Genomic DNA, 14,362 nt, shown 5'->3' on the forward strand with positions numbered 1-14,362 from the left:
GTCAGCGCCTCCGTGCCAGGCGCGGATCGAGAATATCGCGCAAACTGTCGCCCAGAAGATTGAGGGCAAGAATGGTGAGCATCAGCGCCAGGCCCGGAAACAGCACGATCCAGGGCGCCTGGGCGATGTAATTGCGCGCTTCGGTCAGCGCGTTACCCCAGCTCAATTCCTTGGGCCCGATGCCCACGCCGATGAAGCTCAGCCCCGCTTCACCCAGCACGGCGGCGGAGAAGATGAACGACGCCTGCACCAGGATGGGCGAGCTCACGGCGGGCAGGATATAGCGGGTGAACAGCCGCAGCGTCGGCACGCCGACGGCGCGGGCCGCCTCGATCATCTGCAATTCACGGATCACCAGCACCTGGCCGCGCACCACGCGCAGACTGGGGGCGATAAGCACGATGGAAAGCGAGGTGATGACCGTGGTCATCGAGGGCCCCATGATACCGGCGGCGGCGGTGGCCAGCACGATGCCGGGAAAGGCCATCAGCCCATCGACCAAGCGCATCAGCACCACGTCGACCTGCCGGTAGAAGCCGGAAATCGCGCCGAGCACCACGGCGATGGACATGGAAATGGCGGTGACGACGAGGCCGACGAACAGCGAGGTGCGCCCGCCATGCAGCACCATCTTGAACATGTCGCGCCCCAGATTGTCGGTGCCGAAGAAATGCTCGGCGCCGGGGGGTATGAAACGGTCGGCAGGGCTGACGCGCAGCGGGTTGCCCGGCGCCAGGAGCGGCGCAAGCACCGCGCTCAGGGTCAGGATCGCCAGCATGACGATGGACGCCATGGCCGTGGGATTGGCCAGCAGCCTTTGCCAGACCGTCTTGTTGGTGGTGACGAAGGCCTCTTCGTCACCACCGGGCAGGCGGTCGGGAGATGTCGCCTGGGTAAGGGTCATTGATCAGCTCTGCGGGGGCGGGGCGACATTGTAGTAGTCGCCGGCGCGCGATGGAATGCGGGCCGGATTCCCCACACCCTTGCGGATGCCATACATGTTCGCCTCGGTGCCGAACTTGATGAACGGGAACTGGTCATAGGCCAGGGCATGCAGCTTCTCGAAGATCGCCTTGCGTTCATCGGGATCGATCGTGGTGGCGATCTGCTGCATCAGCTCCATCTTGTCCGGATCTTCCCAAAAGCCGGGATAGCTGGCGTTGAAATAGGCGATCGAAGTCGGATCGACATAGGTCGGTAGGAAGCTGGAGAAAGCGTCCATCGCCGTGGCGTCGGCACGGGCCTGGATATAGTTGGCCATCGGCGATTCGACGATTTCGACGTTGATCCCGTATTCCTCCAACTGCTGGGAGGCGGTGATCGCGGTCAGGAAATGCTTCTGGTACTGCTCGGAAGCCACCAGCCAGCGGATCGGCTCGCCATTGTAGTTCGAGGCGGCCAAATATTCCTTCACCTTGTCCGGGTTGGGCGTGCCGAAGCCTTCGGGAACGCCTGCCGTGGTGTACCAGAAGGAGTTCGGATCGGGAATCCAGCTTGGATCGAGCGTATAGAATTCCGGGTTGCCCACCGAGGCGAGCATGATCGGCTCCATCTCCAGCGCGTAATACATCGCCCGGCGCAGGTTGACGTCGGCGGCCACGCCTTCCTTGGTGTTGAACACCACAGTCAGCGACTGGTTGTTGGGCACCACCACGGCTTCGGTATTGGGGTCGTTCTGCAGCGCATCGTAGAAATCGCTGGGCAGCTCGCCGGCAATGTCGATTTCGCCGGTGATCAGCGAGTCGCGGCGCACCGAGGCTTCCGGCATCAGGCGGAAGACAATCTGGTCGGCATAGGCATGCTTCATGCCCGATGCGCTCGAGCTGGGCTCGCTGCGGCTGGCATAGTCGTCCCAGCGGGTCATAGTCACGCCCTGGTCGGGCTGGTATTCGGTCAGCGTATAGGGCCCGGTGCAATCGAGGCCGCGGGTGGCTTCGGTGGGCGAAGCGCCTTCCAGCGAAGCCGTTGACATGATCACCGCCTGCGATCCGGCCAGCAGGCCCGGAATGATCGGCGACGGCGCTGGCAGCTCGAACACCACGGTCTTGGCGTCGGGGGCCGTGATGGCGGACACCGCGCCCTTGAAGGCGGCGCCGATACCGGCCGATTCCCGGAAGCGCTCCAGCGAGGCCACCACGTCGGCCGAAGTCAGGGCGGCCCCGGAGTGGAATTTCAGCCCCTCACGCAAGGTAACCGTCAGCGTCTTGCCATCCTCGCCATAGGCGAAGCTGTCGGCCAGCATGGGCTGGGGCGTCCAGCTTTCGTCGAGCGCGAACAGGCCTTCGCAAACCACGCCCGCCGTTGCCCAGTTCACGCCGAAGGTGGTGACCACCGGATCGGGCGAGGGCGCCATCTGCGAAATGGCGATGCGCAGGGTGCCGCCCTGCGGAAAGTCCTGGGCCAGCACCGGCTGAGCCGCCACGACGGCAAGCGACGCCCCGGCCAGCAAGGCCCGTCGCATGACAGAATCGAGCTTCATTTCTTCCTCCCTTGTTGCCCTTAGCGGGCAGTTTGCAGCACAGGTTCGGCCGCCTGGCCTTCACCTGGTTCGACGGGCACCCGGACGTCCAATCCGAGTACGAGATAGCTCAGGCACTTGCCGTGGGTGTCCACGGCCAAGCTCGAATTGACGCCACCCTCCAGCGCATCCTCGATGACGAAGTTGAGGATGCCCAGGCGGGGCAGTTCGTAGCGGGTGACCTGGGTAACGCCGCGATAAGCGAACAGGGCGGCCACCCGCTCGGCGGTCACTTCGGCCTCCAGCACAGGCCAGTGACGGGCCTCGAAGGCGATGATGTTGACGTTGAGCCGGTTGCCCTTGTCACCCGAGCGGCCATGGGCGATCCGGTGCAGGCTCACTATCTGCGTGGACGCGGTCACGGCTGCTCTCCCGCAAAATGGAAACGGGTTTCGACCAGCGCGCGCGGCACCATATGCGACAGTGTCCGCACGCGCGGGCGCACGCTCTGGCGCACGCCGCCGCCGCCGGCCGGCCCGCAGCAATAGAGGGCGTTGACCTCCTGCACCGCCCGCTCGACCTCACGCTGCGAGCCGCCACCAAAGGCGAAGCGCACGCGATAGTCGCCGGAGGGCGTATCGGCGAAATCGGCGAGGAAATCGCCGTCGTCGGAATCGAAGGCGCTGACCGTGCCGATGATATCGGCGCGGTAGCGCACCGGGATGGCGCGCATGCGGACCCGCTCATTGATGGTGGTAATGGCCAGTCGCGCCCGCGCCAGGGCATTGTGCCCGGCATAGGAAATCTCCGCCTCGCCCAGCCAGTCGCCATAGAAGCTGACCGTGGCCTTGAGCCGGGCCGGCGCCGCATGGCCCCGGGCGCCGGTGACGCGCACGCGGTCGGGCCCCACCTGCTCCAGGTCGACATCGGTAATATCGAGCGTCACATCGGGGGTGAGGTAGGCTGCCGGGTCGTGAATCTCGTAGAGCAGTTGCTCCTTGACCGTGCGCAGGTCGACCAGCCCGCCGGTGCCCTTGGCCTTGGTGATGACGAAGCTGCCATCGGCCGCGACCTCGGCAATGGGAAAGCCGATATCGGCGGTGCCGGGGACATCCTTGAAGCCCGGATCGGCAAAGAAGCCACCCGAAACCTGCGCCCCGCATTCGAGCAGATGCCCGACCAGCGTCCCCGCGGCGATGCGATCGAGATCGTCCCAAGACCAGTTGAAATGCGCCACCAGCGGCCCCAACGCAAGCGCCGGATCGGCCACCCTGCCGGTGACCACGACCTGTGCGCCGGCCCTGATGGCGTCGGCAATGGCTCCGGCCCCCAGATAGGCGTTGATGGCAATGACATCGCCATCGATGCCGGGCAGCCTGCCGTCGCCATCCCAGCGCTCGGTCTGCGACAGGTCGATGCGGCCAACGAGGTCGTCACCCGAGACCACGGCGATGCGCAGGTTGCCGAGGCCGAGCCGGGTCGCCAGCGCCTGGATGGCGGCGGCGGCGGCCGGGGGATTGGCCTGACCGAAATTGCCGACGATGACGATGCCTGATGACACGCAGAGGGAGAGGATGGGTTCGAGCAGGTCTTCGAGCAGCGGCTCGTAGCCGCGCGCCGCGTCCTGCCGCTTGGCGATCTGCCCCAGCGCCAGGGTGCGTTCGCCCAAGGTCTCGAAGATCACGGCCCCGCCCTCGCCGGCGGCAGCAATTGCCGCCACCACCGATTGCGGGGCGTCGATGCGGTCGCCCGAAAAGCCAGCGCCACTGCCAATGCGATACACGTAGACCTCCCTGATCGCCATTATCATCGTTATGATTATCGATAATGTCAACGATGATTGTCTGGCTGTGGAAACTTGGCTAGGTTGGCTCCCGTTGGAGCATGGATTCGAGGGGCGTATGCGGGTCGCCAAGCCTTTGTCGGAACAGTCGAAAAGCTGGGATGCGGTTTACCGCGAGTTGCAGCGGCAGATCATTGCCGGCCAGCTCCGCCCCCGCGAACGGCTGGTGGAGGATGAGATCATCGAGCGCACCGGGGCCACGCGCCATGCGGTGCGCCGCGCCTTCGACGAGCTGGAGCGCGTCGGACTGGTGGTGCGCCAGCCCAACAAGGGCGTGCAGGTGCGCGACTATTCCATCACCGAGGTCGAGGAACTCTACGAGATCCGCGAATGCCTCGAGATGCGGGCGGCATCCCATTTCGACCGCGCGGCCAGCCCCGAACTGGTGGCGCAGCTCACCGATATCGCCACGCGGCATCGCGCCGCCTCGCGCGAACAGCGCTATGCCGAGGTGTTCTCGCTCAACAACGTGTTTCATGAAGTGCTCTATCGGGCAGCCGGCAACCAGCAACTGGCCGACGCCATCCTGCATTACACCTTCGCCACCCACCCGATCCGTACCCGCGCTTTCCCCAGCGAGGAATTGCGCGAAATCGCCATCGGCGAGCATTTCGCCATGATCGAGGCCATCACCCGGGGCGAAGCGGCGGAACTGGCCAATATCATCCGCACCCATATCCAGGGGCCGAAGGACTTCTACCTCAAGGCGACCTATATCCAGGGCGCGCTGTAGCTACCCCGCCGGCTGGCTCAGGAACCACGCCACCAGCTCGGCCGAATTGGCGACGCTGACCGAGCGCGCCAGCCGCAGGCGATGGGCTTCTACGGTCCGGCGCGACAGTCCCACCTCCTCGGCAATGGCCGCATTGGTCTTGCCTTGCGCCACCAAAGTCAGGATTTGCCGCTGCCGTCCGGTCAGCTTGAGCGTCGTCTCCGTCACCTTGCGGCTCATCGGCTCGAAACAGTAGAGCGCCGCCGCAAACGGGTCGCCGGCATCGCGCGAGCGCCCGTTCACCCGGCACCAGAAGCGCTTGCCCCCTGCCCCCGCCATGATGCGCTCATCGTAATAGACCGCGCCCCCTGGCAGGTGATGGCGCCACATCTCGCCGGTGCGCACGAAATCGGCAATGGCCGGATAGAGCCGGGAAAAGCTGGTATCCACCACCTCCTCGCGCCGATAGCCGAACAGGGTCGCAAACTCCTCGTTGCAGTCGCGGATGATGCGGTGCGTGGCATAGACCATGGGCACCGGAATGTCGGCGAGGGCGAATTGCAGCTCTGTCGTCATGCCGTAGAAATACGACTAACTGCCCCGCCCCGGCAAGACCTAGCGTCTGCGCAAAGACCATCAGGGGGAGGAGAGACCCACATGCGCAAGGTCCATTCGAGCGTTGCCGATGCACTGGCCGGCGTGCTGGCCGATGGCATGACGATCATGTCGGGCGGCTTCGGCCTCTGTGGCATCCCCGAGGCGCTGATCGAGGGCGTCGAGCGCTCCGGCGCCAGGAACCTCACCGTCATTTCCAACAATGCCGGCGTCGACGGCATCGGGCTGGGACGGCTGCTGGCCACGCGCCAGATCAGGAAGATGATCTCGTCCTATGTGGGCGAGAACAGGCTCTTTGCCGAGCAATATCTGTCGGGCGAACTGGAGCTCGAATTCAACCCGCAGGGCACTCTGGCCGAGCGCATCCGGGCCGGCGGCGCCGGCATTCCCGCCTTCTTCACCCGCACGGGCGTCGGCACGCTAATCGCCGAGGGCAAGGAAGTCCGCCGCTTCGGCGACGACGACTTCGTCATGGAAACCGGCCTCGTCGCCGATGTCGCCATCGTCCATGCCTGGAAAGGCGACCATGCCGGCAACCTCGTCTACCGGATGACGGCACGGAACTTCAATCCGATGATGGCCACGGCCGGCAAGGTCACCATCGCCGAGGTGGAAGAGCTGGTCGAGACCGGCAGTCTCGATCCGGACCAGGTCCACACGCCCGGCATTTTTGTCGACCGTCTTGTGCATGTGCCCATGCCGGTCAAGCATATCGAGCAGCGCACCGTGCGCCAGCGCAGCGAGGAGGTAGCCTGATGGCCTGGACCCGCGAGCAGATGGCGGCGCGCGCCGCCCGTGAACTCAAGGACGGTTTCTACGTCAATCTCGGCATCGGCATTCCGACGCTGGTGGCCAATTTCATCCCCGAAGGCATGGATGTGTGCCTGCAGAGCGAAAACGGCATGCTGGGCATGGGCCCCTTCCCCTATGCCGGTGCGGAAGATGCCGACCTCATCAATGCCGGCAAGCAGACCATCACCGCCCTGCCCGAAACCAGCTTCTTTTCCAGTGCCGACAGCTTTGCCATGATCCGCGGCGGCCATATCGATCTATCGATCCTGGGCGCCATGCAGGTGGCAGAGAATGGCGATCTGGCCAACTGGATGATCCCGGGCAAGATGGTCAAGGGCATGGGCGGTGCCATGGACCTTGTGGCCGGCGTCAAGCGTGTGGTCGTGGTCATGGAGCATGAGGCCAAAGGCCAGGCCAAGCTGCTGAAGCAATGCAATCTGCCGCTGACCGGCCAGCGCGTCGCCGACCTCGTCATCACCGATCTCGGTGTATTCACGCTCGCCCGTCGGGGCAACACCGACATGCGCCTGATCGAATTAGCCGGCGGGGTCACCGTGGAGGAAATCGCCGCCAAGACGGAAGCCCGGTTCACCGTGGCACTGGAGGACAAGGTCGCATGAGCACTATCGTCATCGTCGGCGCCGCCCGCACGCCGGTCGGCAGCTTCCTGGGGCCGCTGAGCACGGTGCCCGCCCATGAGCTGGGTGCCATCGCCATCGCCGCGGCGCTTGAGCGCGCAGGCATTGCTCCTGACAGTGTCGATGAGGTCATCCTCGGCCAGGTGCTGACAGCAGGCGCCGGGCAGAATCCGGCGCGGCAGGCGGCCATCAAGGCGGGCATCGCCAAATCGGCCACCGCCTTCGGTGTCAACCAGGTCTGCGGCTCGGGCCTGCGCGCCGTGGCGTTGGGCATGCAGCAGATCGCATCAGGCGACGCAAGCATCGTTGTCGCGGGCGGCCAGGAATCGATGTCCCTGTCGCCCCATTGCCAGGCCCTGCGCAGCGGCACGAAAATGGGCCCGGTGAGTCTGGTCGATACCATGGTGGTCGATGGGCTGACCGATGCCTTTGGCCTCTACCATATGGGTGTCACCGCTGAAAACGTCGCCCGCCAGTTCGGCATAACCCGCGACCAGCAGGACGCCTTTGCCCTCGCCAGCCAGCACAAAGCGGCCGCGGCGCAGGCCGCCGGACATTTTCGCGAAGAGATCACTCCGGTTCATATCGAGACCCGCAAGGGCACGGTGACCGTCGATGCCGACGACCACCTGCGTCCCGACACCAGCGCCGAAGCCCTGGCCCGGCTGCGTCCCGCCTTCGACAAGGATGGCTCGGTCACCGCCGGCAACGCCTCCGGTCTCAATGACGGCGCGGCGGCGCTGGTGCTGATGGACGAGGACGAGGCTCAGCGCCGTGGCCTCGCCCCGCTGGCGCGCATCGCCGGCTGGGCCACGTCGGGCGTCGATCCCGCGATCATGGGCACCGGCCCGATCCCGGCCTCGAAGAAGGCCCTCGAAAAGGCCGGCTGGAGCATTGCCGATCTCGACCGCGTCGAAGCCAATGAGGCCTTCGCCGCCCAGGCCTGCGCGGTCAATGCCGGCATGGGCTGGAACCCCGATATCGTCAACGTCAATGGCGGCGCCATCGCCATCGGCCACCCGATCGGCGCGTCGGGCGCCCGCATCCTCGTGACGCTGCTGCATGAACTCCAGCGCTCGGGCGGACACAAGGGCCTGGCCACCCTCTGCATCGGCGGGGGCATGGGTGTGGCCCTGTGCGTGGAGCGCGCCTGACGCCACTTCGGCCTGAGTGTCTACAATCGGTGCCCGGCTTCAAGCACCGTGTCATTCCGGCGAAGGCCGGAATCCATCCTGAGATAGTTCAGCCTCCTCCGGGTGCGGACAGACCTCAGGATGGATCCCGGCCTTCGCCGGGATGACATCGCGTAAGCTAATGTTCACGAGTTCAAAGTGAACACCCCGCTTTACCAGGACACAGCGATATATTTGGTCTCGCAGAATTCCAGGATGCCGTGATGGGCGCCTTCGCGTCCGAGGCCGCTCTGCTTGGTGCCGCCGAAGGGTGCGGCCGGGTCCGAGACGACGCCACGGTTGAGCCCCACCATGCCGCTATCGACCTTCTCCGAGACCCGCAGGCCACGCTTGAGGTCGCCGGTATAGACATAGGATATCAACCCGTATTCGGTGTCGTTGGCCGCCGCGATGGCCTCGTCCTCGGTCTCGAAAGTGGTGATGGCCGCCACCGGCCCGAAGATTTCCTCGCGCGCCATGGCCGCGTCGGCCGGGACGCCCGATATGACCGTGGGCGGAAAGTAGAAGCCGTCGCGCTGCAACCGGCTGCCCCCGGTCAGCACCGTAGCGCCGCGCTGCGTCGCCTCGCTCACCAGCCCCTCGATGCGCTCCACCGCATCCTGGTTGATCAGCGGCCCGCATTGCGTGGAGGCCTCGTAGCCGGGGCCGACCTTGAGAGCGCCCATGCGCTCGGCCAGCCGCCGCGAAAATTCGGGGGCGATGCCGGCCTGCACGAGGAAGCGGTTGGCCGCGGTGCAGGCTTCGCCGCCATTGCGCATCTTGGCGATCATCGCCCCGTCGATTGCCGCATCCAGGTCGGCATCGTCGAAGACGATGAAGGGCGCATTACCGCCCAGTTCCATCGAGCAGGAGATGACGGTATCGGCTGCTTCATGCAGCAGCCTCCGCCCTACCTCGGTCGAGCCGGTAAACGAGAGCTTGCGCACCCGGCTGTCATGCAGCATGGCGCTGACGACAGGGCCCGAGCGGCGCGTGGTCAGCACATTGACCACGCCGTCGGGCACGCCGGCTTCGGCATAGAGCGCCGCCAGCGCATAGGCGGTCAGCGGCGTTTCCGTCGCCGGCTTGAGCACCACGGTACAGCCCGCCGCCAGTGCCGGCGCGATCTTGCGGGTCGCCATGGCTGCCGGGAAATTCCACGGCGTAACCAGCACGGCAACGCCGATCGGCTGGTGCTGCACCAGAATCCTGTTGGCGCCCGACGGTGCGGTGGAAAGGTCGCCATTGAGCCGCACCGCTTCTTCGGCGAACCAGCGGAAGAATTCGGCGGCATAGATCACCTCGCCCTGCGCGTCGGCGAGCGACTTGCCGTTTTCGAGGCTGATGAGCCGGGCCAGCATGTCCTTCTGCTCGATCATCAGCTCGAAGCAGCGGCGCAGGATTTCCGAGCGCTGGCGCGGCGGCGTCACCGCCCAAGCGGGACCGGCTGCATGGGCCGCAGCGACCGCCGCCAGGGCATCATCGAGGCTGGCATCGGCCACCGCGGCAATGGCCGCGCCGGTCGATGGATCGAGCACGTCGATGCGCTGCCCGGTCCCGCCCGGCATCCATTTGCCGCCGATATAGAGATCGGTTGGCAGGGCAACGAGATCCAGTTGCGCGGCGATGTCTGGGGAAAGTGTCATGGTCGGTCAGCCTTGTCTTCGGAGCGGAGCTGCATGCGGTCGCCACTATAGGCGGCCTGCACCAGTTCCATCATGGATGCGTCGTCAATGGGGCGCGGATTGTTCTTGATCAACCGTGTGATGCCCATGGATTGCTCGGCAATCTGGGGCAATTGCGTCTCCTTCACGCCGAGCGCCGCCAGCGTCCTGGGAATGGCTATGGCGGCGAAGAGCCGGTCGACTTCGTCGACCGTCGCGGCGGCCTGTTCGGCTTGCGTGCCCCTGCCCGCAAGGCCCATGGCCTTGCCGATCTCGGCGAGCTCGCGCGCGCACCAGGCGCTGTTGAATGTCATAACATAGGGCATGAGCGTGGCAACACCGGCGCCATGCGGCGTATGCGTCATGGCGCCGACCGGATATTGCACCGCATGGGCGGCTGCGGTGCCGGCGGTGCCAAAGGCGAGGCCTGCCGCGGTGGCCCCCAGCATCAGCCTGCCGCGCGCCTCGATGTCCGCGCCGTCGTCACAAGCGCGCTTCAGCCCCGCGGCAATGTGCGAGACCGCCAGCAGCGCATAGTGATCGCTCAGCGCATTCTTGCCCAGGAATACATGCTCATGCACCAGTGCCGGGCCTGGCTGGCGCCGCATCGTCGTATAGGCCTCGATAGCGTGGGTCAGCGCATCGGCGCCCGAAACCGCCGTCAGTCCCGGCGGGCACGAATAGGTCAGTTCCGGATCGCAGATGGCCGTGTGGCTGATCAGGTGCGGGCTGGCAATGCCGACCTTGAGGGCACGATCGGGATCGGTCACGACAGCGACCGGCGTCACTTCCGAACCTGTCCCCGATGTGGTGGGGATGCAGATCAGCGGCAGCACCGGCCCGGGCACTCGGAATTCGCCGTAATAGTCAGACGCCGTGCCGCCATGGGTCAGCAGCAAGGCCGCGACCTTGGCCGCATCGAGGCAGGAACCGCCGCCAATGCCGATCACCAGATCGGCCCCCAGCGCCCGGCCCGCCTCCACCGCCTCGGCAATGCAGGCGACCGGCAGCTCCGCAATCACCCTGTCAAAGACGCGCACCCGCAATCCGGCCTTGGTCAGCCCGTCCAGCAGTTTGGCGAACATCGGGTCGGCCGCCAGCCGCTCATCGGTTACCACCAGCGCCCGCTGTCCCAGTGACGCGGCGAAGGGGGGCAGCGCATGCCGCTGGCCGGCCCCAAAAACAAGATTGCGCGGCATGCGCAATGTTCCAAATAGTGACACGGAAATTCCTCTTGGTCGGCAAAAAGTCTAGGTCGGGCCCGCCAGGTGCTGCAGCGTCTGCCACACGGCAGTTGCTATCGGCACGCCGTCGCGCAGGCGCAGTTCGCGGCAGGCCCGCCCGCGCTCGCCGGGGATCAGCACCTGGTCGAAACCGGGGGCCGGCTCCATGGCGCGGATGGAAGCCAGATAGGCTTCCAGGTTGCGCTCCACGCCCTTGATAACGATGAATACGTCGCCCTTGTTGCAGATGGCGGTGTCGTCGAGCGTGCCGCGCACGTCGCGTCCCAAAGCCGCCCCGGTCAGGCTGCCGACCAGCAGTTCGAGCGCCAGGCCCAAGGCATAGCCCTTGGCCTGCCCGAAGGGCGCCAGCGCGCCGCTCTTGGCAGCTTCAGGGTCGGTCGTCGGCTCCCCATTCGCGTCGAGCGCCCAGCCGGCGGGCAACGGCGCCTTGCGGTGGGCGTGGTCGTGAATATCCCCCATGGAGGCGATGCTGGTCGCGGTGTCCATGAGGAATGGTCCCGTGCCGGTCGGAATACCGATGGCGATGGGATTGGTGCCGATCATGGCGCGCTGGGCGCCCCAGGGATGCACCAGCGCCTCGCTCGTGGTCAGCCCGATGATCGTATAGCCCTCGGTCGCGACCCGCTCGGCATACCAGCCGAGCATGCCGATATGGTTGGAATTGCTGATCGCGGCGATGGCGATGCCGGTCTCTTCCACCCGCGCCTTCAGCGCTTCGAGCGCCGCGCTGGCCACGACCGGCCCCAGCCCACGCCCGCCATCCACCGCCAGAAAGGCCGTGCTGCGCCAGTGGTGCGTGCCGGTGGCATGCGGATCGATCACGCCATGGGCGATGCGCCGGATGATGCGTTCGAGCCGCAGCAGGCCGTGCGACGGCACGCCGCGCAATTCGGCATCGAGCAGAACGTCGGCCTGGATACGCCCATGCGGCTCGGGCACGCCCGCCAGTCGCAATGCGTCCAGCGCCAGGCGTTCTAGGGCGCCGAATTCAACGAGAGCCATGAGCGTATTCCGGCACGAAAACTGGTCTATTCATCTTCGGACAGCACCTTGCGGCCACGGCTGATCGACGGCGACAGCGCCGAGACGACGATGACGGCGGAGAGCCCGAGCAGCACCAGCGTCAGCGGATCGCTGACGAAGGTCCAGAAGCTGCCGCGGCTCAGGATCAGGCCGCGGCGCAGCGAATCTTCCAGCATGCCGCCGAGCACCAGGCCCAGCAGCAGGGGTGTCGGATCGAATTTCAGCCGGTAGAGCAGGTAGCCGGCCAGCCCGAAGCCCGCGACCATCAGCACGTCGGTAGGCCGGGAATTGACCGAATAGATGCCGACGCAGCACAGCAGGATGATGGTCGGGAACAACAGGTGATAGGGCACCTTGAGGAACTTCACCCAGACCCCGATCAGCGGCAGGTTGATGATCACCAGCATCAGGTTGCCGAGCCACATCGAGGTGACCACGCCCCAGAACAGCTCCGGATGCATGTCGATCACCTGTGGGCCGGGCACCACGCCATGCAACGTCATGGCGCCGCCCACCAGCGCCATGGTCGCCGTCGAGGGCAGGCCCAGCGTCAGCAGCGGGACAAAGGTGGTCTGCGCCGCGGCGTTATTGGCGGATTCGGGGCCGGCCACGCCCTGGATGGCGCCCTTGCCGAAGGTTTCGGGATGTTTGGAAAGCTTCTTTTCCAGCACGTAGGAGGCAAACGAGGACAGCGTGGCGCCATTGCCGGGAATGATGCCGATGATCGACCCCAGCAACGAGCCGCGCGCGATGGCTCCGGCCGAGTCCTTTATGTCCTGCTTGTCGGGGAGCAGCCCGCCCACGACATTGTCGACGAAAGGCTGGCGTTCCGAAGCCCCCAGGTTGCGCAGGATTTCGGCAATGCCGAACAGGCCCATGGCGACCACGGCCATGTCGAAGCCGTCATACAGCACCTGGCTGCCGAAGGTCAGCCGGGCTTCGCCGGTGATCTGGTCGGCGCCGACCAGCGCCATGGTGACGCCGATGAGCAGCATGCAGAACGCCTTGAGCAGCGAGCCGCTGCCCAGCACGATGGCGAGCGTCAGCCCCAGCAGCATCAGGGAGAAATAGTTGCCGGCGGTCAGGCCGAGCGCCAGGCGGGACAGCGGTATGGCGACGGCGGCTACGACAAGCGTCGCAAAGCTCCCGGCGATGAACGAGCCGATCGCGGCGATGCCGAGCGCCTTGCCGGCGCGGCCCTGTCTTGCCATGGCATGCCCGTCAAGCGCCGTCACCACCGAGGAGGACTCGCCCGGCATATTCACCAGGATGGCCGTGGTGGAGCCGCCATATTGGGCGCCGTAATAGATGCCGGCCAGCATGATGATCGCCCCGGCCGGATCGGCGCTGTAGGTCAGCGGCATCAGGATGGCGATGGTGGCCAGCGGGCCGATGCCGGGCAGCACGCCGATCAGCGTGCCGACGAGGCAACCGACCAGGCAGAGAAAAAGGTTCTGGAACGAGAAAACGACCGAAAAGCCGAGTTGCAGATGTTGAAGCAGGTCGGTCATGCCGCCCTCCGGTCCGGACGGACGAAAGCAAGATAGAGAATGAGCGCAAGGACGCCATAGCCGGCATAGGCGATCCTGAGAGCCGTCTCCCGGCCCAGCGATGGCGGAATGGCATTTTGCAGGATTGCCGGAAACGGCGGAATGCCGAGCCGGAGAAGATCGGGAAACACCAGCAGCATCAGAGCGGTCAGCCCGAAAGCCAGCACCAGCAATTGCCTGAGGTTGACCTGCGGCGCGGCACAGCCGGCGATGAACACGGTAAGCGGGCCGACGACGCAGAGACCCAGTTGCGGGGTGGACAGCAGGCCGAAATTGCCGCCCCGGATGAAGAGGCCGAACAAAACCACCGCCAGCATGATGACCAGTGTCGGGCGCAGGGCGAATTCGAAGCGCTCGAAAGCCGCTTCCGGTCGCACCAGGCCCTGGATCAACACCCCGGCGCCGGCCAGCGCCAGCAGGATGGCCAACACCCTGGGTAAGGCGCCCGGTCCGAAATTGGGCAAGGTGCCCAGCGCCAGGTTGATCGCGCCGAACCAGATGAGAGCGGCGATGGCGACCATCGTCGCGCCCCCGATCACCTCGAGCCGCGCATAGGGCGGAACGGGCTCGCGCCCCTGCTGCTCAGCCGCCTCGTGTGTCATGCAAATTCCCTTCGAACCCCTGGCCATTGCCGCTTCGGCGATCATTCGG

General features: G+C 65.8%; 14 protein-coding genes. 4 read left to right on the forward strand and 10 right to left on the reverse strand.

What is annotated here, in order from left to right:
- Position 1 precedes the first annotated feature (1 nt).
- Genes ASD04_RS11735 through ASD04_RS11750 form a run of 4 tightly spaced genes read right to left on the reverse strand, consistent with a single transcriptional unit; the run spans position 2 to position 4,241 of the window.
- Complete coding sequence (locus ASD04_RS11735; RefSeq protein WP_056256932.1) at positions 2–904, reverse strand: ABC transporter permease; 903 nt, start codon at positions 902–904, stop codon at positions 2–4.
- Between the two features lie 3 nt (positions 905–907).
- Positions 908–2,479 carry an ABC transporter substrate-binding protein gene (locus ASD04_RS11740; RefSeq protein WP_056256934.1) on the reverse strand — a complete coding sequence of 524 codons (1,572 nt, stop codon included), beginning with the start codon at positions 2,477–2,479 and terminating at the stop codon, positions 908–910.
- Positions 2,480–2,499: 20 nt separating this feature from the next.
- Positions 2,500–2,880 (reverse strand): hypothetical protein, encoded by a 381-nt coding sequence (locus ASD04_RS11745; RefSeq protein WP_056256936.1) that lies wholly within the window; start codon positions 2,878–2,880, stop codon positions 2,500–2,502.
- Positions 2,877–4,241 (reverse strand): acyclic terpene utilization AtuA family protein, encoded by a 1,365-nt coding sequence (locus tag ASD04_RS11750; RefSeq protein ID WP_156461224.1) that lies wholly within the window; start codon positions 4,239–4,241, stop codon positions 2,877–2,879. Before ASD04_RS11750 ends, ASD04_RS11745 begins: the two co-directional genes overlap by 4 nt.
- Positions 4,242–4,359: 118 nt before the next feature.
- On the opposite strand from ASD04_RS11750, the gene ASD04_RS11755 reads away from it, so the two are divergent.
- Entirely contained in the window at positions 4,360–5,034 is a 675-nt protein-coding gene (locus tag ASD04_RS11755; RefSeq protein WP_056256942.1) for a GntR family transcriptional regulator, read from the forward strand.
- On the opposite strand, the gene ASD04_RS11760 is transcribed toward ASD04_RS11755, so the two are convergent.
- Entirely contained in the window at positions 5,035–5,589 is a 555-nt protein-coding gene (locus tag ASD04_RS11760; RefSeq protein ID WP_056256946.1) for a PAS and helix-turn-helix domain-containing protein, read from the reverse strand.
- A gap of 81 nt (positions 5,590–5,670) precedes the next feature.
- Between ASD04_RS11760 and ASD04_RS11765 the strand changes: the two genes are divergently transcribed.
- The 3 genes from ASD04_RS11765 to ASD04_RS11775 are packed head-to-tail and all read left to right on the forward strand — an operon-like array spanning position 5,671 to position 8,212.
- The gene (locus ASD04_RS11765; RefSeq protein WP_056256947.1) at positions 5,671–6,384 is read left to right on the forward strand and encodes a CoA transferase subunit A; all 714 of its coding nucleotides are present in this window, start codon (positions 5,671–5,673) and stop codon (positions 6,382–6,384) included.
- Positions 6,384–7,040, forward strand: coding sequence for a 3-oxoacid CoA-transferase subunit B (locus ASD04_RS11770; RefSeq protein WP_056256950.1), 657 nt, complete (start codon positions 6,384–6,386; stop codon positions 7,038–7,040). The genes ASD04_RS11765 and ASD04_RS11770 overlap by 1 nt, the downstream gene beginning before the upstream one ends.
- The gene (locus tag ASD04_RS11775) at positions 7,037–8,212 is read left to right on the forward strand and encodes an acetyl-CoA C-acetyltransferase (protein WP_056256953.1); all 1,176 of its coding nucleotides are present in this window, start codon (positions 7,037–7,039) and stop codon (positions 8,210–8,212) included. The genes ASD04_RS11770 and ASD04_RS11775 overlap by 4 nt, the downstream gene beginning before the upstream one ends.
- A gap of 191 nt (positions 8,213–8,403) precedes the next feature.
- Here the strand turns inward: ASD04_RS11775 and ASD04_RS11780 are convergent, their stop codons facing one another.
- Genes ASD04_RS11780 through ASD04_RS11800 form a run of 5 tightly spaced genes read right to left on the reverse strand, consistent with a single transcriptional unit; the run spans position 8,404 to position 14,313 of the window.
- Positions 8,404–9,876: an NAD-dependent succinate-semialdehyde dehydrogenase gene (locus tag ASD04_RS11780; RefSeq protein WP_056256956.1), complete on the reverse strand. Its 1,473-nt coding sequence runs from the start codon at positions 9,874–9,876 to the stop codon at positions 8,404–8,406.
- The gene (locus tag ASD04_RS11785) at positions 9,873–11,117 is read right to left on the reverse strand and encodes an iron-containing alcohol dehydrogenase (RefSeq protein WP_056256959.1); all 1,245 of its coding nucleotides are present in this window, start codon (positions 11,115–11,117) and stop codon (positions 9,873–9,875) included. The genes ASD04_RS11780 and ASD04_RS11785 overlap by 4 nt, the downstream gene beginning before the upstream one ends.
- Positions 11,118–11,144: 27 nt before the next feature.
- Entirely contained in the window at positions 11,145–12,140 is a 996-nt protein-coding gene (locus ASD04_RS11790; protein WP_056256961.1) for an Ldh family oxidoreductase, read from the reverse strand.
- A 26-nt stretch (positions 12,141–12,166) separates the two neighbouring features.
- Entirely contained in the window at positions 12,167–13,672 is a 1,506-nt protein-coding gene (locus ASD04_RS11795) for a tripartite tricarboxylate transporter permease (RefSeq protein WP_056256964.1), read from the reverse strand.
- Positions 13,669–14,313 (reverse strand): tripartite tricarboxylate transporter TctB family protein, encoded by a 645-nt coding sequence (locus ASD04_RS11800; protein ID WP_056256967.1) that lies wholly within the window; start codon positions 14,311–14,313, stop codon positions 13,669–13,671. Before ASD04_RS11800 ends, ASD04_RS11795 begins: the two co-directional genes overlap by 4 nt.
- Between the last annotated feature and the right edge of the window lie 49 nt (positions 14,314–14,362).

Origin of the sequence: Devosia sp. Root436, assembly GCF_001426345.1 — a bacterium.
Taxonomy (GTDB): Bacteria; Pseudomonadota; Alphaproteobacteria; order Rhizobiales; family Devosiaceae; genus Devosia.

What these genes read in the sequence shown, in the direction of transcription:
- ASD04_RS11735 (WP_056256932.1), bottom strand. Translation starts at nt 904, where the DNA reads ATGACCCTTACCCAGGCGACATCTCCCGACCGCCTGCCCGGTGGTGAC.
- ASD04_RS11740 (WP_056256934.1), bottom strand. Translation starts at nt 2,479, where the DNA reads ATGAAGCTCGATTCTGTCATGCGACGGGCCTTGCTGGCCGGGGCGTCG.
- ASD04_RS11755 (WP_056256942.1), top strand. Translation starts at nt 4,360, where the DNA reads ATGCGGGTCGCCAAGCCTTTGTCGGAACAGTCGAAAAGCTGGGATGCG.
- ASD04_RS11760 (WP_056256946.1), bottom strand. Translation starts at nt 5,589, where the DNA reads ATGACGACAGAGCTGCAATTCGCCCTCGCCGACATTCCGGTGCCCATG.
- ASD04_RS11765 (WP_056256947.1), top strand. Translation starts at nt 5,671, where the DNA reads ATGCGCAAGGTCCATTCGAGCGTTGCCGATGCACTGGCCGGCGTGCTG.
- ASD04_RS11770 (WP_056256950.1), top strand. Translation starts at nt 6,384, where the DNA reads ATGGCCTGGACCCGCGAGCAGATGGCGGCGCGCGCCGCCCGTGAACTC.
- ASD04_RS11775 (WP_056256953.1), top strand. Translation starts at nt 7,037, where the DNA reads ATGAGCACTATCGTCATCGTCGGCGCCGCCCGCACGCCGGTCGGCAGC.
- ASD04_RS11780 (WP_056256956.1), bottom strand. Translation starts at nt 9,876, where the DNA reads ATGACACTTTCCCCAGACATCGCCGCGCAACTGGATCTCGTTGCCCTG.
- ASD04_RS11790 (WP_056256961.1), bottom strand. Translation starts at nt 12,140, where the DNA reads ATGGCTCTCGTTGAATTCGGCGCCCTAGAACGCCTGGCGCTGGACGCA.
- ASD04_RS11795 (WP_056256964.1), bottom strand. Translation starts at nt 13,672, where the DNA reads ATGACCGACCTGCTTCAACATCTGCAACTCGGCTTTTCGGTCGTTTTC.
- ASD04_RS11800 (WP_056256967.1), bottom strand. Translation starts at nt 14,313, where the DNA reads ATGACACACGAGGCGGCTGAGCAGCAGGGGCGCGAGCCCGTTCCGCCC.